This window comes from Chitinophaga sancti (assembly GCF_034087045.1).
Taxonomy (GTDB): Bacteria; Bacteroidota; Bacteroidia; order Chitinophagales; family Chitinophagaceae; genus Chitinophaga; species Chitinophaga sancti_B.
Genome location: NZ_CP139247.1, coordinates 5,024,181 through 5,046,570, shown reverse-complemented (window position 1 = coordinate 5,046,570; position 22,390 = coordinate 5,024,181). Strand labels below are relative to the sequence as shown.

The following is a 22,390-nucleotide window of genomic DNA, read 5'->3' as shown; positions in this document are numbered from 1 at the left end:
TAATGCTATTTCCAGAGCGCGTTTTTAACCATAAATCTTTTGTTATGAGAACAGTGAAAATGAAAATTCTGGTGCTACTATTTACGGTGGCATGTGTTGTACCAGCTTTTGCACAACAACAGGATACTGTTAAAGTCAGTAAAGAAAAACCTAAAGAGAAATACCCTCAATTCCTGTTCAAAGGCTTATTGCAGGCACGGTATGTAACGTCACTGACAAACCATGTAGACATAGATGGTTTACATCATACTGATGATGAATACACGAGTAACGATTTTGATTTGAAACGGGTACGTTTACAGGTACAGGTAAAATTGACCAAACGCACAGAGGTGGTTGTACTGGCGAACCTGGCCGACTTTAAATCAGACCCGAAAAACAAAGTGCTGGAAAACGCCTACATGAAATACAGCTTTAGTCCCGGGCTTAACCTGGTCTTTGGACAATTCAGGCCATGGTTTGGTATAGAGGAAACCTACCCGGTTGATGTGATCAAATCCATGGACTATTCCAATCAATACTACGAGTTTGCAAAGAATGGCTGGACCAGTTTCCAGGAAGGGGCAGCTATAATGGGAGATATTAAAATAGGTCAATTAGGCACACAGTATTCCATTGCTATCGTCAACGGGAATGGCAGGAACCAGCCAAAGGACAAAGATAACGGGAAACAGCTGATGTCCAGGCTGGTATTTGACCTGTTTTCAAAGAACGGGGTAAAGCTGGGCTTAAACGGCGGATATGGTAAGGTATTCCGGAAAGATGTACATGCCCTGGGTATTGATTTAACAGGAAACATAAAGTTCAACGAAAAGTGGGGGCTTGATATGCAGGCCGAAGCCAAACAGGGAGTCAATCATGTCATGTATTATTCCCTTAAGGAAGCAGACAGGGCAAGCCACTTAGGCGACTATATGATGCGGGCGGTTTATTTTCTGCCCAACCTGCGATATGATATCAATTATAAAAATCTTAGTTCAATCGAGTGTTCCATCCGGTACGAGTATATGGATGTCAATTACAAACTGAACCCTAATCCAAGACATAGTTTCACGCCAATGATCAGTTTGGGTTTCCTGAAGAACTATGATGCCAGAATACAGCTGGGCCTGATAATGGAAAGATATAATAAGGAAACAGATAATACAACAGAACATAATAGCAATACGCTTATACTCCAGTTGCAAAGCAGGTTTTAGTACTGCAGGTTACCATATCAACAATATTATAAAAACAGTGTATCATGAAAGAAATTAATCTAAAGAACGCTATAATAACCCTGGTAATCGGTGTGGTTATCTGGTTTATTCCCGCCCCTCAGGGAGTTAAACCTGAGGCATGGCATCTTTTCGCAATATTCATATCCACCATATTGGGCATTATATTAAAAGCCGCCCCGATGGGTACGATGTGTATGATCGCTCTTGGCATCACCGCCGTTACACAGGTGCTGGCTCCGGGTGAAGCCGGCAAATCCATTACACTGGCCCTGAAGGGGTTTGGTGATAAAGTGATCTGGCTGATCGGGATTTCCTTTTTTATTGCAAGAGGTTTTATCAAAACCGGGTTAGGTAATCGTATTGCATTCCTTTTTATCAAAGTTTTTGGTAAAAGTTCTCTTGGCCTGGCTTACGGACTGGGGTTGGCTGATCTTTGCCTGGCCCCTGCTATTCCCAGCAATACTGCCAGGGGAGGTGGCATTATCTACCCTATCATGAAATCCATGGCCATGAATTTCGGGTCATTGCCTGATAAACCAGAAACACACAGGAAATTGGGTTCATTCCTGACATTGAACAGTTATTACATGAACCTTATCGCTTCTTCCATGTTTCTTACCGGCACTGCCAGTAATCCCATGTGTCAGAAGTTTGCCGCTGATTTAGGTATCAATATTTCCTGGATGTCCTGGGCGGTTGCCGGCTTTGTTCCTGGCATAGTCGCTTTCATCATGGTGCCCCTGGTGCTGTATAAATTATACCCGCCGGAACTGAAAAGAACACAGGATGCACCTGCCATGGCTACTGAGAAGTTGAAGGAGATGGGGCCTGTGACTAAAAATGAATGGCTGATGTTGGTTGCTTTTTTTGTACTGCTGGCTTTGTGGATTACCGGCGACATGTTCAAAATAGATGCAACCACTACGGCCTTTATAGGGCTTTCACTGCTCTTGCTGACATCTGTACTTACCTGGGAAGATATCAAGGGTGAAAAAGGCGCATGGGACACCATTGTCTGGTTTGCAGTTTTAGTAATGATGGCAAGCTCACTGAACGATTTAGGATTTATCGGATGGTTTAGTGAGTTAGTCAAAACACAGATTGGTGGCTTATCATGGGGCATAGCATTCCCTGTGATCATCGCGGTTTATTTTTTTAGTCATTATATTTTCGCCAGCGCTACCGCACATGTGGCGGCAATGTATGCCGCACTGTTAACGGTAGGTGTTTCCGTTGGCATCCCGCCCATGTTGCTGGCAATGATGCTGGGCTTTTTGGGTTCTATATATGGGGTACTCACTCATTATGGACACGGGCCAGCGCCGGTCTTTTTCGGCAGCGGTTATGTGGACCTTAAATCGTGGTGGCTGCTCGGCCTGGAAATCGGGTTGGTTTTACTAGTCATCTATATGGCCGTTGGAGGCGGATGGATGAAGCTGATTGGTTATTATTAATAGCAGTCAGTCCGGATTACGTCATAAATAGACAGATTTTGAATACTGTAACAAGGAAGATCATCATGTGCCTGACCGGGCTATTCCTTTGCTTTTTTCTGGTCATCCACTTTTTGGGGAATTTGCAGCTTTTTTTACCACCTGAAACAGCACAGCATAACTTTAATGCATACTCGCATTTTCTATCGGGCAACATATTCATTAAGATTGTTTCCTACGGGCTTTACAGCTGTATCATTGCACATGCCGTGGATGCATTGTTCATAACGTATCAAAACAGGAAGTCGGGAGGAGCCTACAAAGCTGACAGACGTGGCAGGGCGAGCAAATGGTATAGCCGGAACATGGGGATACTGGGTTTTGTTATCCTGCTTTTCCTGGTACTGCACTTTCAAAACTTCTGGTACCATTACAAGTTTGGTGCACTTCAGCTGGACAAAGACGGTAATAAAGATCTGTACACACTGGTAATAACAGCATTTCAACAATGGTGGATCGTGATAATATATGTCGTATCGATGGTTGCATTGTTTTATCACCTGGCGCACGGGGTGCACAGCGCCGTGCGTACGTTGGGCATCTATCATCCCAGGTATGTAAAATGGTTACAGCGGGCAGGTGTTGCGTATGCAATAGTGATCTGCGGAGGATTCGCACTAATGCCCCTGTACATTTATTTCACTCATTAAATTCACTATGTTATGAGATTGGATGCAAAAATACCGGAAGGTCCGTTGCAGGACAAGTGGTCAGCGTATAAGAGAACAGCCAAACTTGTAAACCCGGCAAACCGGAAGAAACTGGAAGTCATCGTAATTGGTACAGGGCTTGCCGGAAGCTCCGTGGCTGCTTCCCTGGGAGAGATGGGATACCAGGTTTCATCGTTCTGCTTCCAGGATACGCCAAGAAGAGCCCATTCAGTAGCCGCCCAGGGAGGTGTGAATGCTGCAAAGAACTACAAAAATGATGGTGACAGTATATACAGAATGTTTGCAGATACCCTGAAAGGTGGCGATTTCAGATCCAGGGAAGCCAATGTATACCGGATGGCGGAGTGTTCTGTCAACCTTATTGATCAGGCTGTGGCCCAGGGCGTGCCCTTTGGCAGGGAATACGGTGGCTATCTCAATAACCGGTCTTTCGGAGGAGTACAGGTTAGCCGGACATTCTATTCGAGAGGCCAAACGGGACAACAGCTCCTGCTGGGCGCTTATCAGGCACTGATGCGGCAGGTAGGTAAAGGAACCGTGAAACTATTTGCAAGGCATGAAATGCTGGACGTGGTCCTGGTAGATGGGAAAGCCAGGGGTGTCATCGTCCGTAACCTGGATACGGGAGAGATCGGGCGGCACGCTGCCCATGCAGTAGTATTAGCTACGGGAGGTTATGGAAAGATTTATTTCCTTTCCACGCTCGCCATGGGATGCAATGGTTCGGCTATCTGGCGGGCTCACAAAAAAGGATCGCTTATGGCCAGCCCAAGTTGGATACAAATTCATCCTACCTCACTTCCGCAATCAGGCGACTATCAGTCCAAGCTGACATTAATGTCCGAATCTTTACGTAATGACGGACGTATATGGGTACCGCTGAAGGCGAACGATCCACGAAAGCCCAATGACATCCCGGAAGAAGAAAGGGATTATTACCTGGAAAGAAGATATCCTGCTTTTGGCAACCTGGCGCCAAGGGACATCTCCTCACGTGCTGCAAAAGAACGGATAGATGCAGGCTTCGGTATAGGACCTTTGAAAAATGCCGTGTACCTGGATTTTGCCAGGTCCATCCGGGAACAGGGACAGGAAAAGATCCGTGAGAAATACGGTAATCTCTTTGAGATGTACCTCAAAATTACGGGATATGATGCCTATAAAGAACCGATGATGATTTCTCCATCCGCTCATTTTTCTATGGGAGGGCTTTGGGTAGATTATGAGTTGATGACGACCATACCGGGACTTTTTGCCCTGGGGGAAGCAAATTTTGCTGATCATGGGGCCAATCGGTTAGGGGCTAATTCCCTTTTACAGGCTTCGGTTGACGGTTATTTCATTGCACCTTATACGATAGCTAATTACCTGGCAGATGAAGTCAAAACAGGTAAGATCAGTACGCAACACCCAGCCTTCCAGGAGGCGGAAGACCAGGTACGCAATCAAATCCGGCAATTGACCGGCATCAAAGGGAATCGCACAGTGGATGATTATCACAGGACCCTGGGTAAGATATTATATGAATATTGTGGCCTGGTACGTACTGAGCAGGGACTTCAACTGGCCATTGAACAAATTGGTGCATTACGACAGGATTTTTATAAGAACGTCAGCGTGCCGGGTAGCGGGGACCAGATGAACAGCGAGCTGGAAAAAGCGGGTCGTGTGGCAGATTACCTGGAACTGGGTGAACTGATGTGTTATGATGCGCTTACCCGCAACGAATCGTGTGGGGCACATTTCAGGGAAGAATACCAGACAGCAGATGGAGAAGCTATGCGCAATGATGCAGCATTCCAGTTTATCTCAGCCTGGGAATGGAATGGGAAAAATGCTGCCCCCATCCTTCATAAAGAGCCCTTGATTTTTGAAACCATTAAACCAACTGTACGCAGTTACAAATAAACAGAGATGAAACTACATCTTAAGATATGGAGACAAAAAGACACTGATTCCGAAGGGAAATTAGTTGACTATACCGTAGACAATATCAATCCACATATGTCCTTCCTGGAAATGTTGGACCACCTGAATGAAACCCTGATCCTGACAGGCGGAGACCCTGTGGAATTTGATCATGATTGTCGTGAAGGGATCTGCGGACAATGCGGCGTGATGATCAACGGCATTGCGCACGGCCCGGTGAAAAATATCACCACCTGCCAGTTGCATATGCGTGAATTTAAAGACGGGGAAAATATTCTTATCGAACCTTTCCGTACAGCAGCCTTCCCGGTAAGAAAGGACCTGAAAGTAGACAGGAGGGCTTTTGATCGTATTATATCTTCCGGGGGATTTGTTTCGGTGAATACCGGGCAGGCACCGGAGGCTAATACAACACGTGTGACTCATCAGGTAGCTGAAGCTGCCTTTGACGCTGCCACCTGCATTGGTTGCGGTGCCTGTGTAGCCACATGTAAGAACGGAAGCGCCGTTCTTTTTACAGCTGCCAAGATCGCACAGTTATCAATCCTGCCGCAAGGGCAGGAAGAACGTGCTGCACGTGTGGTCAATATGATACAACAGATGGATGAGGAAGGTTTCGGGCATTGTTCGAATACGGAAGCCTGCCAGGTTGAATGTCCGCAAGGTATTTCAGTGCTTCATATTGCACGTATGAATTACGAATACAACAGGGCCAGGTTATTGAAAAAATAGATGGTACGTTTAAAATATAAAAGGCACTGGCTTTCGCAAGTGCCTTTTATATTTAGGTAATTCGGATGGAGATAAGCGATTCACAGAAGTTTTGATACATTCTCATTTAACGGTATTTAACCAGCTACCTGCCATCAGCTCTGCACCTGCCAGGCTGGGGTGCACGCCATCTCCTGTCCAGTAGCTCCCGGGCGCAGATTGCTGTGCCTTATCAAATATATCCTGGTAAGGAATAAAGATGGCATTATACTTCCCTGCTATCTCCTTTGCAGCTGCACGATAATCATTAAAAGCCGGGAACCATTTATCATCTACAGCCTTCACATGGTTCACAGCGAAAGGCTCCCCGATAATCAGCTGTACATCCGGTAATTTTTGTTTAGTACGGTCCAGGAGGGCAGTAAAATCATCCTTATAGGTTTTAATGGTACCGGTATAGTTACCGGTCAGGGTATGCCAATAGTCATTCACCCCAATGAGAATGCTGAGTACATCCGGCTGCAGGTTGAGGCAGTCGTTATCCCAGCGTTCTGCCAGTTGGTATACTTTATTCCCACTGATGCCCCTGTTATAGATTTTCAGGTTCCGGTCAGGGAATTGTTTCAACAAAGCGGCGGCGGCGAGGAAAGCGTACCCGGTGCCGAGTGCACCGCCATGATTTGCTTCATTTTGATCTCTTTTACGGCCGGCGTCGGTGATAGAATCGCCCTGGAACAGGATGACAGCGTCCTTTTTCAGGGTGATTTTTTTGGCGCTTTCACTATGTGCATGGGCGAATGAGATTTCAGGAAGAGCAGCGGCGGCCAGGGTTCCAAGCGATAGGTTGCGAAGAAACTTTCTCCGGGCTGAGTGAGTAGTGGATTGTTCCATGGAATTATTTAAGTTAATAGTATATACATTGCTGTTAGAAGGGTCTGAAGACCTGCGGAATAAAACTAATGAATTATTTAATCAAAAGGAAACGGGTGGTGGGAATGGTAAAATGGAAGTGGGAATGAAAGTATGGCGGAGGGAAGGCAGGAGGCGGTAATGGGGAGGGCAAATGGCGGGAAAGGGATGGCTGGCAGAAGAATATACAGGCAGCGACTAGCGGGAAAGGGATGGCTGGCAGAAGAATATACAGGCAGTGACTAGCGGGAAAGGGATGGCTGGCAAAAGAATATACAGGCAGTGACTAGCGGGAAAGGGATGGCTGGCAAAAGAATATACAGGCAGTGACTGGCGGAAAAGGGATTGTGCGCAGAAGAAAAATACAGGTCATGACTGCCTGAAAAACGAAATGCCGCCCAGGAATAGGCGGCAATTTAGTTATCTATCCTATGAAAACCTGTGTATTAATAAGGTACCTGGCGCTGTTCTATATATTTACCGTGGGGTTACACAGTTCCTATGCAGAGCCTGGTATAGAGGGATACACAGCTTGTAGCCTTGGGTTCCCAAATCTATCGCAATTGCCCTGGTACCCAATACGCATACCAAGGCTTAGCGAGAGTCTGGCTTTATTATGGATATGGCTCTCTATCAATTTTGAGCTATACTCTTCCTGTTTCACTTGTATATCGTTCCAAAAAATTAAATCAATGTAATAAGACATAAATTTTATACCTTATTGATGTTAATTTTTACACTGAATATATCTAGTTTTAAATGCTTTATGCATTTGTTACTGTAAAGATGTAAAATTGTTGTCGTCAAAACTACATTTATTGGCATGCTTTTTTATAAAATGAGTAAGGACACACATATTTCTAGGTACTAACACTTATTTTAAGCATCGACCACAGCTGAAAAGGCAAAAGGGGCGGTTATTTGACGCATATTTACGTGCAGGTCAGCAGTTGGAATCCATACCTATCTTCTTGAAAAACCCCACTAGGAAAAAGACATTATTATTAGACTAAAAAAACATGAGTATGGTCATTAGCACATTACCTGCAACTTTGGAGAAAGGAACCAACTATTATCCATCGCTTTCACCAATCAGAGAGGGAAAATTTATTCAATCTAACAGTGGCATTTATCAGTCCTATTAAACCACGTCAGCAGGAGATATGCGTTCTTGATGAGAACCAGCGAACTAAAAAAGGCCCCTATGCAGCGAAAACAGGCCTAACGAGAACGTATAAACCAGCTCAAATTAAATTGAATGACAGCACCAATCTATAAAATTTTACTCTTGGAGGAAGACACTGCTTTAATCCGGAAAATCCAGCAGCTGCTAACCCTACACAACTACGATCTGATCACCAGTACAACCCCTGAAGAAGGGATGTACATGAGCCGTCAGTTTAAACCGGACCTCATTTTATGTGGCGTAAAACTGAGAGGTGGCAGTGGTTACCACTTCCTTATGGAATTGCGAAACGACCCCACACTACAGCATTTACCCATTATACTGATCAGTGGCAAAGAAAGTAAGGAAGATATGCGGATGGGAATGAATCTCGGTGCAGATGATTTTCTGACCAAGCCTTTTAAGAGCAAAGAACTGCTCATGAGCATTAAATCGAGGATCACAAGGTTTACGGTTTTCAACCTGCAACATCGGGAGAAAAAGCATACCACAATTGTGTCTATGCCTGTAGTTGCCCCGGAGATACACAGCAAACTGAGTAAAACAGAACTACGCATTATGCAGATGATTGCGGAAGGATTGAGCACTAAAGAAATTGCACAGGCACTCAACATTAGTATCAAGACTGTTGAGAACCACAGGCACAACATTTCAAAAAAGCTAAACCTGACAGGGCATAATTCCCTGATCAAGTACGCCATCCGGAATTTGCAGCAGCAGTACCGGATATTAAGTTAGCTTTTATTTTATCGAAATCTATAATTGTCTGAATAACAATTATTTCTTCAATTTCAGGTGCAATATGTCATTGTCGTAGTAGTGATCTACATCTCCAATGATCTGTAGTGTTTCGAGGAAGTAATCAAGGGTCTGAAGTTTTTCCAGTCCACCGGTAAATTTCTTGCCAGCGAGGGAAGGGTCGTCGAACACTACTTTTACGCCATACCACCGCTCTATTACAGTAGCGATGTGTTCCAAAGAGGTGTTGTGGAAGACATAGAGACCACGCATCCAAGCCAGTACTTCGTCAGCGTCAAAGTTGTCCACGCTGTATTTGTTACTGGTATTGTATGCTACCTGCTGGCCGGGTTTCAGGGTTACTTCCTCGTTGCCGGATTTAGTCAGCACCTTACCTGTTACCAGGGAGGTAGTGGTTACGTCTTTGTTGTATGCGTTCACATTGAACGTGGTACCGAGTACGGTAATATCTGTGTGGGCAGTGTGTACAATAAAAGGCTGTCCGTCTTTCTTTGCAACATTGAAGTAGCCCTCGCCTTCCAGGTATACTTCCCTTTTATCGCCGTTGAAAGCGAAGGGGAAGCGGAGTTTGGAGGTGGCATTCAGCCATACTTCTGTACCGTCAGAAAGGGCGAGTTTATAATCCATTTTGGGGGGAACGGTCAGTGTATTGAACCCTTCTCCCATATTTCCACTGGCTGTATATTGTAATTGTTTGGCGCCGGCACTCAGCTGAACGTCACCGGCAGTTATTTGCTGACGGGCCTGGTTGTACGGCAGGGCTACTGTGCTACCGTTGGCAAGTTGTAATTGCAAACCGGGAACGGTGCCTACGGGGTTGTTGGCAGTAGCGAGTGGCAGAGGGGTATCTTTTTGCCAGATACCGGAACGCCAAACGGCGCTGATGGCAAGGGCTACGAGGGCCGTGATGACAGCGGCCATCAGGAGCGTACGGTTCATGTGAACCTTTTTGCCCGGTACGGTGAGCTGGCTTTTTACATTTTTCCAGGCAGCATTTTCATCGATCTGATACCAGAAGGCTTCTTCCCCGGGGGTGATGTAGCTATGTTTCAGGGCACGCCACATAAGGGCGATCTCTTCGTGGCTGTCGATAAGACCTGCGACCCAGGCATCGTCTGCTTCGCTGATGGTACCGTTTCGTTTTTCCAAAAGGAGCTGGTAAATGTGCTCGTGATTCTCGATCATCATAAATAATTCCTTGTTAAATAAGACGGTGGCTTCTGCACGTGAATTTCTATTGCAATCTATTGCATCGAAGTTAGGACCATCTGTTTGATAATTAAGTTAATTACCAGTTAATGATTTGAGATAACAAGTTGTTTTTCTTACGCTTATTATTTTATACGCTATATTATTTTCGCAAATTTGAGTAGTATTTTATCAATTTCATAACCTTCGGCCAGGATTTGAATGCGGGGTCTGATTTTTAGCCGCAGGCAGGCAGCAAAAACAAAAAGCCGCTTTTGCCCGACGGACAAAAGCGGCTTTTTGATCAGTTATAAAAAATCAGAATTTAGAATCCGGGCGATTTTCTGGTGCCTTACCAAAATTATAGTTTGGCTGAGGGCCCATTTTGATTTTCAGCACCCCTCCTTTCACCATATCCGCATGACGGATATAACTGTTCTTATACGGCTTACCATTCAGCGTAGCGCTCTGGATATAGATATTCGTCCCGCTATTGTTCACCGTCTCCACCGTAAAGGTTTTTCCACCGGCTAATTTCAGCACTGCCTTATCAAACAGCGGGCTACCCAGTACATAAATTCCTTTTGCAGGGTTTACAGGGTAGAAACCTAATGAAGACATTACATACCAGGAAGACATGGCACCACAATCCTCGTTACCCGCCAGCCCTTCGGGCGTAGTGGTATAGAATTCATTGACCACCTGTCTTACCTTTTCTGCCGTCTTCCACTGGTTACCGGCATAAGCGTAGAGGTAAGTGACGTGATGGCTTGGTTCGTTGCCATGTGCATACATCCCGATCAGACCAGAGATATCACTACTTGCCTTGTCACCCATATCACCTGAAGCGGTGAACAGGCTATCAAGTTTTTTTGTGAACGGCTCATCGCCACCCAGCAGGGCAATCAGGCCTTCCGGATCCTGTGGTACCAGCCAGGTATACTGCCAGCTATTGCCCTCGGTAAAATCTCCGAATTCATGGATAGAATTAAAAGGGTCAAAAGGCGTTTTCCAGCTACCATCATCCATTCTTGGTCGCACAAAACGTATGGAAGGATCGAAGTAGTTCTTGTAATAAGTTGCCCGTTTAGAGAAATATTCAAAGTCTTCGGTACGACCCAGTTTCTTTGCCATGGCTGCTATACACCAGTCGTCGATTGCGTATTCCATCGCTTTGGACACGGACTCCTTTTCATGTTCGGAAGAGATATAGCCTTTCGCTTTGATATCCTTCATGCCATAATCATCTCTTGTAGCAGAAGCTTTCATGGCTTCAAAAGCTTCGTTTGGATCAAAACCGGTATATCCTTTCAGGTATGCATCAGCAATAAAAGGTACTGCATGGTATCCCAACATACAATCCGTTTCATTGCCCATCAGTGGCCAGATCGGCAGTTTGCCCTGTTGTTTGTAAATAGCCAGCATAGAATTTACAAACCCGCTTACACGCTCAGGTTGCAACAGGGTGTACATCGGCATATCTGAACGGTAAATATCCCAGAGAGAAAATACGGTGTAGTTGTTGAAACCCGGGTTCGCATACTCCTGCTTATCTGTACCACGGTATGCACCATTATGGTCATTGAACAATGACGGTGCGATCATGGTATGATATAAGGAAGTATAGAATATCGTTTTTGCAGAATCATTCCTGGTAGTCAGACTTACTTTTGACAGCTCCTTATTCCATTTTTCATTTGCTGTCTTTGTCACGGCAGCAAAGTCCCATCCCGGAATTTCTGCATCGATATTCTTTAGGGCATTCTCACTGCTAACAGGGGAAATACCCACTTTCAGGAGTACCGTGGCAGGGGCTTTTTGAAAGGAGATCACCCCTTTCACTTCTTTGCCCCTGGCAGTAGTGCCTGATTGCAGCACATCGGCATTATACACAGTAAAGTCCTTCATTGGAACATTACTTTTGATGGCGAACCACAGGCGCTGGTCTACCGCCCATCCTTTAGAATAGCGATACCCCATCAGGGTATATTCATCCTTTTGGGTGATGTAAGTTTCTACGGGAGCATCCCAACCGATCCCTTCTTTCAGGTCTACAATAATATGACCTTCATCGTTCTGCGGGAAGGTATACTTATGAAAGCCTACTCTTTCAGAAGCGGTGAGTTCCACCTTAATTTTGTAATCTTCCAGCGTTACGGCATAATAACCTGGTTTTGCCGTTTCGTGTGCGTGGGTGTAGTGCGAGCCATAGCCGCTGGTTGGATCATCCTGTGTACCACGGTTCGTACGTACCTTGCCGGTATAGGGCATAATCAGTACGTCGCCCAGGTCACCGATACCGGTACCACTCAGGTGTGTCTGCGAAAAACCGATCATGACACTGTCAGAGTAATGATACCCGGAGCACCAGTCCCACCCTTTGGTAATATTGGTAGGCCCTACCTGCACCGCACCAAAAGGCACGTTTGCACCTACAAATACGTGGCCGTGGCCGCCCGATCCGATGTAAGGATCTACATAATCTACTGGTTTGTAAACCTTAGTGCCTGTAACAACTGTCTTTTTAGACTGACCGTTTAATTGAATGCCGGAAGCGAGCAACGCCGCTGCCAGCATTGGGTAATGCATGAGTCCCAATTTCATATCTCGAAATCCTTTAGAACACCCAATATACGGTGCCAGCAGCAAAAAGTAAAGCCTGGTGAAAATGACATTAGTCAGGGGTAATATGTCACAATGAAATGCAGGAAGCATTTGATATTCAGCGTTTTTGTTAGTGCTACTTACTATTCCAATAAATTTAATATTCAGCTCTAATCCTTGACCATCAAACAATACCGTACCTGAATTCGGCCATTTTTGCATATCCTGATGGCAAAAGCATGCAAAAAAGACACTTTCTCCGAAAATTCTAAATTATTAACACTATCTTTACTATATTTAAGTTATTATATAATAATATATTTTAACTTGATATTATTTATATTTATAGCGCAGGCCAAATATCCTATGAGATGAAAGCAATTTTACTCATTTTACTTCTTCCTTTTTTAGTGTGTGTAAGCAGTGTAAGTGCTCAAACTACCAATACAGGCATTACCGGTTTACAAGGTATGAATTATCAGGCGGTTTTGAGAAAGACCAGTACCCAGGGCGTAGCTGCGAACCTGCCGGTGATGGTTAAGTTCTCTTTTTCTGCTGAATATAACAGTGCCCCTGTATATGAAGAAGTAAATTCTTTAGTAAGTTCCCAACAGGGTATTATTTCTGCTGTAATTGGTAAAGGCACCGTGATCACCGGGTCATGGAGTGCCATTCCATGGAGCAGTGGTTATGTATGGCTGCAGGCTTATGCAGATATGACCTCATCCGGTAATTATGAAGCGATTGGCAGCCCTGTACAGATGTTTGCCGTACCCTATGCATTGTATGCGGCCAACGGTGGATCCAGTTCCGGCGGAACCGGCACCGGTACTGGCATTAGCTGGAAAGGTACACTGACCGCGGCACCGCTGACTGCTGTTACCGGCGACGCTTACTATAACAGTGTTGACAGGAAATCTTATATCTACGATAGTACAGGGGTATGGCAGATTATGACCCAGGATGGTACTTCTGTGACCTGGCTGGGCGCTTTCACCACCGAACCTACCGGACCTGTTTCCAACCAGGCCTACTACGATATGACGCTCAAAAAGTCGTTTATCTATGATGGTACTGCTTGGCAGATCATGGCACAGGATGGTGTGGATGGTACGACGCTCGTTTGGCTCGGTACCCTGACTGCTACACCGGCGACTGCTTCGCTCAACCAGGCTTATTACAACTCTACAGATAGAAAATCTTATATCTACGATGGTACAGCGTGGCAGGTGCTTGCCGAAGATGGTGTGCAGGGAATAGGCATTTCCTGGCTGGGATCTTTTGCAACCGCACCCACCTCCCCTACATTGAACCAGGCTTATTATAATACCACTGATCGTGCATCTTATATTTATGATGGCACAACCTGGCAGGTACTGGCAGAAGGTGGTACAGGCTGGACGATGAAAACGCTGGATTATGAAACCACTGGTCTGTTAGGTCTCGCGACAACTGCCAGCACAGATACATTGAAAGCGACTAAAAAGGTTTGGCTCACGACAGGTAATACGGGTACGAATTCGAACACTGATTTTATAGGTACACTGGATACAGCGGCTTTTGCCATCAAAACAAATGGTAATGGTACGCAACAGGAAAGAATACACTTCACCAATACTTCCAGGGTGTTTGTGAATGGTAGTGCGGATACTGCTTCTTCCCAGGGGCAGGCCGTATTCACGGTATTCGGGGGTGGTGCGCCATTGGCACTGAATGCAAGCGAACCTAGTACAGATCACGCGATCAATGGTTATAACTCTAACAGTACTGCGGCGATCTATGGCCGTAACTATAGTAATGGTTATGGTATACAGGGGGTATCCTCTGCAGGCGCCGGTGTATATGGCTGGTCAAACAGTAAGGGTTCTCTTCCTATTAAAGGTGAAAACTATTCCAATACAGGGGGGTATGGGATCTTTGGTTCCACGCGATCTCCCTTTATATATACATCCAGCGGTGCGTATGGTGCAGGTATGATTGGTTGGGCACAGAGTACTAATGGGGTAGGTTTGCTGGGGATAGGTAACAACATTGATTATACGAATACTTCATTATTGCAGGGTCCTACATCCGGTGCAGGTGTACTTGGTAACGGTAATAACTACGGTGTGGTAGGTATTGGTGGTATCTCCAATACTACAGCAGGTGTAGGTGTAGCAGGTGGTGGTAACAATATGTCCGTCATTGCACCATCTTCAGGTGGTACAGGTGTATCCGGGGTGGGTTATATCGGTGTGAGTGGTTATGGCAAGAGTTCCACCAATTCCGGTGGTGATGCCGGTCGCTGGGGTGGGTATTTCGAAAGTCGCTATGGTAGTTCAGTGATCGGGAATATTTATTTAGCTGGTCAGGCCACTGCCGGCACATTTGTAGGGTATGCCACTACAGGTAGTAAATCTACCATTATCAAGGACGAAACCGGAACGCCACGTTTACTGTATTGTACAGAAGCGCCGGAAATTCTGTTCCAGGACTATGGAGCTGGTGAACTGAAAGATGGTAAAGCGCATATTGATCTTGACAAACTGCTTACGCAACATATTCGTGTAGATGAGAAACATCCGCTGAAAGTATTTATCCAGCTGGAAGGTGATTGTAACGGTGTATATGTAACCAATAAAACACCGAATGGTTTTGATGTAAAAGAGTTACAAAACGGGAAATCAAATGTGGCGTTCACCTGGCAGATTGTAGCCAGCAGGGCAGATGAAGTAATTGCGACAGGCGCTACACTGAACTACTCTGATCAGCGTTTTGCAGTAGGTCCGGGTCCGATGTTGTCTACAGAAGAAGTGAGACCTGTGATAGATTCTACAGCAGGTGAAACTAAAAAAGCGACCTTAAAAACAGAAGAAGAAGTTATCGTAAATAAAGCATTTTCAAACCTCCAGTTTGCGAGTGCGAAAGCAGATATTGCTAAAGGTTCATTGTCATCAATGGACAACCTGGCCACCCTGCTGAAAACTCATCCTGAATGGTACGTAACATTGAGCGGCCATACAGATAATGAAGGTACCCCAGCATTTAATCAAACCCTTTCAGAAAAAAGAAGCGAAGCGGTAAAGACCTACCTGACCTCAAAAGGAGTGAGTGGAGATCATATCACGACTATCGGTTACGGACAAACTAAACCCCTTAGCACAGAAAATACCCAGGTTGCCAAAGAAAAGAACCGACGCGTAGAGATCGCAATTTATTCAGAAAGACCTTAAAATGATAAATCTGAGAAAAACCATATTTACAGGACTACTTGTTGCTGCCATGATGATGGTTGCAGGCTTGTCGTATGGGCAGACTGATGCTACAGAAAGTTACACGGCCAAGCAGTATACCATTGGTACTGCCGGAACATACCTTTTGATGGAGGGTATGTTTTATATCGCCTACAATATTGGTGAACCCATCATATTTGCAGATAGCAGTCTGAACCATGTCCTTTGGTTTGGCTTTGAGCAGCCTTTGGGAGATACCATTGCTTATAAGAAAGATGATATGACGGTATACCCCAATCCCGCATATGCCAGTACAGCGACGGTGAAGTATGTGCTGAGTGATGGTAGCGACAGTTCAAGGATCACCCAGATCGATATCAGGATTGTGAACCTGTCGGGGCAGCTGATGTTTACGGATTCGCAGGCGGTTAAAAAGGGTGAAAGTTTATTTCAATACCAGTTTGACGTAGATAAATACAATCCTGGGGTATATGTGATCACGTTGTTTATGAATACTGGTATTAAAGCCAGCCGAAAATTTGTACGGGTGAGAATTTAGAGAATATGCCTTATCTTAAAGGTATGAAAAAGATAATTCCACTATGCCTGCTGGCAATTGTTATGATGACCCGTATACACGCCATTGCCCAACAAAAAAGCCCGATACTGAACCATATCGCCGTATATGTATACGATCTTGAAAAAACCACTGCATTCTATAGGGATGTACTCCGGATAGATACGATTCCAGAACCTTTTCATGATGGCAAACATTCCTGGTTCAGGATAGGCGGGCATAGCCAGCTGCACCTGATCAGGGGGGCGGCAGCTGTGACGACGCATGATAAAAACGGCCATCTTTGTTTTAGTGTGCCTTCTATGGCAGATTTTATTGACAGACTACATGCGAATAAGGTGCCGTTTGAGAGTTGGCAGGGGGTGAAGGATGTGGCGAATAAGAGAGTGGATGGGGTGCAGCAGGTTTATTTTAAAGATCCAGAGGGGAATTGGATTGAGGTGAATGACGATAAGTATTGAGGGATGGAGGTAATATTTTGATAAATGGGGATATAGCATGAGGCATGAACCGGATGGGTTGATGCCCCATGACAGATTATTTAAGACTGTGAAGGAAGGTTAAATGGATTGATTTTCCATGACAGATATTGTTTAAGCCTGTGAAGGAAGGTTAAATGGATTGATTTTCCATGACAGATATTGTTTAAGCCTGTGAAGGAAGGTTGAATGGATTGATTTTCCATGACAGATATTGTTTAAGCCTGTGGAGGCAGGTTGAATGGATTGATTTTCCATGACAGATATTGTTTAAGCCTGTGAAGGCAGGTTGAATGGATTGATTTTCCATGACAGATATTGTTTAAGCCTGTGAAGGAAGGTTGAATGGATTGATTTTCCATGACAGATATTGTTTAAGACCGTGAAGGCAGGTTGAATGGATTGATGCCGGCATCATTTGCCTGGTTTGGATCATTGGTTTTATTTGCACTTTCTTCCAGCACTGCACGTGTCTTCGGCAAACAATAAGGATGATTGTCCCTTAAAAAAACCAGCATCTTTTCCCTGACATCACAACGGAGATCAAAAGCCTTCCCTGAACTGTTAGCACTCACCAGGAAGCGGATTTCCACCACACGTTCTCTAATATCAGTCACCTGTACAGCTTTCACTCTTCTATCCCACAGTGGATGGGTTTTGAGTATGCGGTCCAGTTCCTCGCGCATGGCGTCGAAAGGCGCAGTATGATCCAGGTATAAAAACGCAGTACCCAAAATGGCAGAGCCGGTACGGGTCCAGTTCTGAAACGGCTTTTCAATAAAATAATTGATAGGCAGGATTAATTTACGCAGGTCCCAGATACCGAGTACCACATAGGTAAGGGTGATCTCTTCTACCCTACCCCATTCACCTTCCACGACGAGCACATCGTCTATACGGATAGGTTGGGTAAAGGCGATCTGCATACCGGCGAGAAAATTGGACAGGGACCGCTGCGCTGCAAAACCAATAATAATACCACTGACACCCACACCGGTCAGTAAACCGGCGCCGATCTTGCGGAGGCTATCAAAACTGAGTAGAACGGCACAGAGAGTGAGAACTAGTATGGTACTGATAGCGAACTTACGCACGAACTGTAGCTGGGTCCGCAATTTACGTTCCCGGAGGTTATCTTCCTTGCTCAGGTCGTAGGAGTGGTACATATAGTCTTCAAAAACCTTGACAAGGCCTGCCAGGGCAAAGCCAAAGGAAAGGATAAGGCCGATTTCAGCGGTTTTAGAGAGAAAATTCATAGGCTTCCGGGAAAGTTCCATGAATGGAAGCACTATATTGAAAACCAATAATGGAAGTAGATAATTGACAGCCAGGCCCAGGTGTTTCAATATGGATGTGATCAGGGAATAACTGGTATTATTCTTAGTAGTAAGGCGTAGAATAAATGCTATTAAATATTTGATTATCAACCCAGTAATGAGTGCCGAGGCCCCTAGCAAAATATTCCATAAAAATATCGGCATGTTTAGGTGGTTCTGTAAATCTTCAAGCATGGTCACGTATTTTACAATGAAAAGCCTAATTTCCCGCAAAGAACATACCGGGATGGGCAGTATTTGGTTCTTATTAAGAGTATCGCACCTAAGGTGGCCGTTTTTTGTTATCTTTAGTTAATATTTAATTATTTTAAACAGTACGCGCTTTGTATTTTGATGAATTTGACCTGGATGACAGGGTACTAGACGGGATTGACGCAATGGGTTATACCACAGCAACGCCTGTACAGGAAAAAGTTATCCCCCCCATAATTGCTGGTAAGGATATTCTGGCCTGTGCACAAACAGGCACGGGTAAAACTGCCGCTTTCCTGCTTCCCATTATTCACCGGCTCCTTACCGAGCATCACGATAACCATAAGATCAATTCCCTGATCATTGTACCTACACGTGAACTGGCGGTGCAGATTGCACAGACGCTGGAGGGGATGTCTTACTTTACCAATATCAGCTCTATTGCTGTATATGGAGGTAGTAATGGCGCTTTGTTCTCTGCCGAAAAGAAAGCATTGACCTCAGGGGTGGATATGGTGATCTGCACGCCCGGGCGTATGATTGCGCACCTGAACATGGGGTATGTGAAACTGGACCAGGTAAAATACCTGGTATTAGATGAAGCCGACCGTATGCTGGATATGGGTTTTAATGATGATATCATTAAAATAACATCTTTCCTGCCAAAGGTGAGACAAAACCTGTTGTTTTCTGCGACCATGCCGGAGAAGATCCGGAAACTGGCCATGAAGATCCTGCATCAGCCGGAGGAGATCAATATTGCGATTTCCAAGCCACCGGAGAAGATCGTACAGGAGGCTTTTGTGGTGTATGAAGAACAAAAACCTGCTTTGATAAAGGCTTTGCTGAAGGCAAAGGAATTTGATAATATAATTATCTTCTGTTCCCGCAAGCAGAATGTGAAGCAACTCACTTACGAGTTGCAGAAGGCGAAGTTTACAGTGGAGCAGATACATTCTGACCTTGAGCAGGATAAGCGAGAGCAGGTGCTGATGGATTTTAAGAGTAAGAAACTGAAAATACTGGTAGCGACAGATATATTGAGCAGAGGAATTGATATTGAGGATATCAACCTTGTGATCAATTATGATGTGCCAAATGATGCGGAGGATTATATACATAGAATTGGACGTACGGCAAGAGCAGCCACAGAGGGCACGGCTTATACGATCATAAGTGAAAAGGAGCAGCGGAAATTTGCGCGAATTGAAGAGGTATTGGGGAAATCGGTAACGAAGACCCAGGTGCCGGAGGAATTAGGCCCTGTGCCGGAATATACGGCCAAACCAGGTAGTGGTGGAAAGAAGCGCCCTGGCGGGTATAAGTTTAGGAATAATAAGAGTAATTATAGTAATAAGAAGTAAGCATCCGGCTAAAAATATATTGGGAGGCCCTGGTCGTTTGACCAGGGCCTCCTTTTTTTCCATTTTTTGGAAAATCTTCTAAAAAAGAGACCATTTCCAACCCATGCCAATTTAAAAACCCACCATGGTGGCTGATTTGGCACGTTACATTTTTCTGGCCTCTAATTGGTTTCTACAATATCAAACGACAACAAAATGGCAACAAAAACAGACAGCAAAATATACGTCGTAGATGATGATCCATTTTATCTGGCAACTTACGATAAACACCTGAAAGCGCAGGGCTACAATAATATCTCCTGCTTCCTGTCAGGCAAAGACTTCCTGGAACAGCTGACTGATGAGCCGGATATCGTAATACTGGATCATGACCTGGGAGATATGACTGGTCTGGATGTACTGAAAGAGATCAAACGTTTTAACACAAATATCTTTGTCATTTTCGCCAGTGCAAGACAGCAGCCCGACATTGCGACTGCCTCACTCAAGAACGGTGCTTTTGACTACATTATAAAGGATGACAATGTGCTGGAACATATAACATCAACACTCAGCAAGCTGTTTGTTGTACAGGACTACCTGAAGAAGAAAAAACGCAATAACCGCTTCTTCTTTTTCTTCAGCCTGATCGTCGCTACACTAATGATTGTAAGCTTTGTACACGACATGTTAAGACATTAAACCATGTTTTATTTAAAAACCAAACCTACGATTGCTTACACCTTAGTCCTTTTATCCCTATACCTGTTAAAACGCATTTTTAAATTACGCAACCCATGAAAAAGATAATAGCCGTTCATTTATCAAACGACAGAAGTGGAAACACTCTGATCTTTCGTGAATCGCTGGAAACCTTAGCAGACAAGGGTATGGACATTCATTTAATTACGAATGGCAACGCGCATACACCAGGATACCTGACCGATTTATCGAACATACAGTATCACTACATAAATTATATAGAACGGGGGAACAAAACGCGTTTATTCTTCAGCTACCTGCTGGCGCAGATGAGTATTTTCTTCAAGGTACTTTGGTTAAGTAAAAAAGGCGATAAGGTATACATTAATACTTTACAACCTTTTGGTGCGGCATGGGCCAGCAGGCTGAAGGGAGCGCATATCACCTATCACATTCACGAAACGGCTATACAGCCTGTGGCATTCAGGAGGCCGATGCTGAAAAGTGCACAGTTACTCGCACACCAGATCGTATATGCTTCCAGGTTTGTACAGTCACAATTTGAGTTCAGGAAGGCAGAAAAGAGAGTGATTCATAGTTGTCTGCCCAGTTCATTTGTACAGGAAGCGGTATTACATGCAAAACATGGTGCCCGCAAGACCATCCTGATGGTGGCTTCACTGGAAGAAGAGAGCGGTGTGGAAGAACTGATGGAACTGGCTAAGGCTATGCCCAAAACAAGGTTTGAACTGATTATCAAAGCGACATATAAAGAAATTGCAGATCATTTTAAAGGTATGACCGTACCGAACAATATTATGATCTACGATACACAGCTGGATATGCATCCCTTCTATCAACGCGCGGCAGTAGTACTGAACCTGTCTCATGCGGGGCATTACCAGGAGACTTTTGATATCAGTATTCTGCAGGCAATGAGTTATGGCCGTCCGGTGATTGTACCGCTGGCGGGTGGTGCGAACGAACTGGTAGCGCATGGTTGGAATGGTTACCGCATCAGCGGACATTATGTAGAGCAGGTACGCAAGCATGTAGAACAGTTATTGCATAATAAACCGTTGTACGCAGATATGAGTTGTGCGGCGCAGCTGGTGGCTAGCCAGTTCAAGCCTACACATTTTAAGCAGCAGCTAGAGGATGTATTTATGGAAGGGACCTGCTATACACCCACAAAGAAACAAGAGGTAGCTGAGGTACTGCTTTATCCTGCGGCTTTGCAGGAATACCTTAATACAGCGTTGAATTAAAGAATTTTTGTTGCGTGTATCAGTACCGGGGCCCTGGGTGAAGGATGAGGGGGACTAGAAAAGGAAACGGGGCCCGCGGATACTGGATTATACTAAAGATATTTTGTTCGAGTATGTGGAACTTCACATCCCGGCCCCAGTGGTAAAGAAAAAGATGGATAAATATTGGATGGGGCCAGGAGATGGAAGTGGGGATTGAAAGAGATTTGCTTTGGGGGTTTCATTTTTTAGGGGAACAGAGGATTTAGAGGGTAATTTTTGAGATTTTGGAGGGAGTGGAATGGCAGTGAAGGAGGGTTGAGAAGGGATTGAGAGGGGATAGTGAAGAGAGTTTGTGGGTGAAGATGGAATGTGAAAGAATTGGAGGAAAGTGAAGAGAGTTTGTGGGTGAGGATGAAACGTGAAAGAGATAGAGGATAGTGAAGAGCGTTTGTGAAGTGAGAATGGAATGTGAAAGAGAGATGGAGGATAGTGAAGAGCGTTTGTGAAGTGAGAATGGAATGTGAAAGAGATGGTGGATAGTGAAGAGAGTTTGTGGGTGAAGATGGAATGTGAAAGAGATGGAGGAAAGTGAAGAGAGTTTGTGGGTGAGGATGAAACGTGAAAGAGA

17 protein-coding genes are annotated in these 22,390 nt (G+C 44.8%); 13 read left to right on the top strand and 4 right to left on the bottom strand.

Annotated features, from left to right (window positions below):
* Positions 1-44 precede the first annotated feature (44 nt).
* Genes SIO70_RS20610 through SIO70_RS20590 form a run of 5 tightly spaced genes read left to right on the top strand, consistent with a single transcriptional unit; the run spans position 45 to position 6,045 of the window.
* Positions 45-1,199 carry a porin gene (locus SIO70_RS20610; RefSeq protein WP_320573898.1) on the top strand — a complete coding sequence of 385 codons (1,155 nt, stop codon included), beginning with the start codon at positions 45-47 and terminating at the stop codon, positions 1,197-1,199.
* A 44-nt stretch (positions 1,200-1,243) separates the two neighbouring features.
* Positions 1,244-2,674, top strand: coding sequence for an anion permease (locus tag SIO70_RS20605; protein ID WP_320573896.1), 1,431 nt, complete (start codon positions 1,244-1,246; stop codon positions 2,672-2,674).
* Positions 2,675-2,712: 38 nt separating this feature from the next.
* Entirely contained in the window at positions 2,713-3,363 is a 651-nt protein-coding gene (locus SIO70_RS20600; protein WP_320573894.1) for a succinate dehydrogenase cytochrome b subunit, read from the top strand.
* Between the two features lie 12 nt (positions 3,364-3,375).
* Positions 3,376-5,292, top strand: coding sequence for a fumarate reductase/succinate dehydrogenase flavoprotein subunit (locus tag SIO70_RS20595; RefSeq protein WP_320573893.1), 1,917 nt, complete (start codon positions 3,376-3,378; stop codon positions 5,290-5,292).
* 6 nt (positions 5,293-5,298) lie between these two features.
* Positions 5,299-6,045 carry a succinate dehydrogenase/fumarate reductase iron-sulfur subunit gene (locus tag SIO70_RS20590; RefSeq protein WP_320573892.1) on the top strand — a complete coding sequence of 249 codons (747 nt, stop codon included), beginning with the start codon at positions 5,299-5,301 and terminating at the stop codon, positions 6,043-6,045.
* A 102-nt stretch (positions 6,046-6,147) separates the two neighbouring features.
* Here SIO70_RS20590 and SIO70_RS20585 read toward each other — a convergent pair whose 3' ends face one another.
* Positions 6,148-6,915 (bottom strand): SGNH/GDSL hydrolase family protein, encoded by a 768-nt coding sequence (locus SIO70_RS20585; RefSeq protein WP_320573891.1) that lies wholly within the window; start codon positions 6,913-6,915, stop codon positions 6,148-6,150.
* A 132-nt stretch (positions 6,916-7,047) separates the two neighbouring features.
* On the opposite strand from SIO70_RS20585, the gene SIO70_RS20580 reads away from it, so the two are divergent.
* Both SIO70_RS20580 and SIO70_RS20575 read left to right on the top strand, forming a co-directional pair.
* Positions 7,048-7,179 (top strand): hypothetical protein, encoded by a 132-nt coding sequence (locus SIO70_RS20580; RefSeq protein ID WP_320573889.1) that lies wholly within the window; start codon positions 7,048-7,050, stop codon positions 7,177-7,179.
* Positions 7,180-8,191: 1,012 nt separating this feature from the next.
* Positions 8,192-8,857: a response regulator transcription factor gene (locus SIO70_RS20575; RefSeq protein WP_320573888.1), complete on the top strand. Its 666-nt coding sequence runs from the start codon at positions 8,192-8,194 to the stop codon at positions 8,855-8,857.
* A gap of 39 nt (positions 8,858-8,896) precedes the next feature.
* Here the strand turns inward: SIO70_RS20575 and SIO70_RS20570 are convergent, their stop codons facing one another.
* Both SIO70_RS20570 and SIO70_RS20565 read right to left on the bottom strand, forming a co-directional pair.
* On the bottom strand, positions 8,897-10,066 hold the full coding sequence (locus SIO70_RS20570) for a FecR family protein (protein WP_320573886.1): 1,170 nt from the start codon (positions 10,064-10,066) through the stop codon (positions 8,897-8,899).
* Positions 10,067-10,384: 318 nt separating this feature from the next.
* Positions 10,385-12,655: a GH92 family glycosyl hydrolase gene (locus SIO70_RS20565; protein WP_320573884.1), complete on the bottom strand. Its 2,271-nt coding sequence runs from the start codon at positions 12,653-12,655 to the stop codon at positions 10,385-10,387.
* A 386-nt stretch (positions 12,656-13,041) separates the two neighbouring features.
* On the opposite strand from SIO70_RS20565, the gene SIO70_RS20560 reads away from it, so the two are divergent.
* From SIO70_RS20560 to SIO70_RS20550, 3 genes are read left to right on the top strand one after another with little or no spacing between them, the layout of a single operon-like run.
* Complete coding sequence (locus tag SIO70_RS20560) at positions 13,042-15,882, top strand: OmpA family protein (RefSeq protein WP_320573882.1); 2,841 nt, start codon at positions 13,042-13,044, stop codon at positions 15,880-15,882.
* Between the two features lies 1 nt (position 15,883).
* Positions 15,884-16,441 carry a T9SS type A sorting domain-containing protein gene (locus tag SIO70_RS20555; RefSeq protein ID WP_320573880.1) on the top strand — a complete coding sequence of 186 codons (558 nt, stop codon included), beginning with the start codon at positions 15,884-15,886 and terminating at the stop codon, positions 16,439-16,441.
* A gap of 23 nt (positions 16,442-16,464) precedes the next feature.
* Positions 16,465-16,920 carry a VOC family protein gene (locus SIO70_RS20550; protein WP_320573878.1) on the top strand — a complete coding sequence of 152 codons (456 nt, stop codon included), beginning with the start codon at positions 16,465-16,467 and terminating at the stop codon, positions 16,918-16,920.
* Positions 16,921-17,312: 392 nt separating this feature from the next.
* Here SIO70_RS20550 and SIO70_RS20545 read toward each other — a convergent pair whose 3' ends face one another.
* Complete coding sequence (locus tag SIO70_RS20545) at positions 17,313-18,449, bottom strand: mechanosensitive ion channel family protein (RefSeq protein WP_320573876.1); 1,137 nt, start codon at positions 18,447-18,449, stop codon at positions 17,313-17,315.
* 149 nt (positions 18,450-18,598) lie between these two features.
* Here SIO70_RS20545 and SIO70_RS20540 point away from each other — a divergent pair, with 149 nt between their 5' ends.
* From SIO70_RS20540 to SIO70_RS20530, 3 genes are all read left to right on the top strand, one after another.
* Positions 18,599-19,831: a DEAD/DEAH box helicase gene (locus tag SIO70_RS20540; RefSeq protein ID WP_320573874.1), complete on the top strand. Its 1,233-nt coding sequence runs from the start codon at positions 18,599-18,601 to the stop codon at positions 19,829-19,831.
* A gap of 195 nt (positions 19,832-20,026) precedes the next feature.
* Entirely contained in the window at positions 20,027-20,512 is a 486-nt protein-coding gene (locus SIO70_RS20535) for a response regulator (protein ID WP_320573872.1), read from the top strand.
* Between the two features lie 95 nt (positions 20,513-20,607).
* A complete protein-coding gene (locus SIO70_RS20530) occupies positions 20,608-21,780 on the top strand; it encodes a glycosyltransferase family 4 protein (protein ID WP_320573870.1) in 1,173 nt (390 codons plus the stop codon).
* The last annotated feature ends 610 nt before the right edge of the window (positions 21,781-22,390 follow it).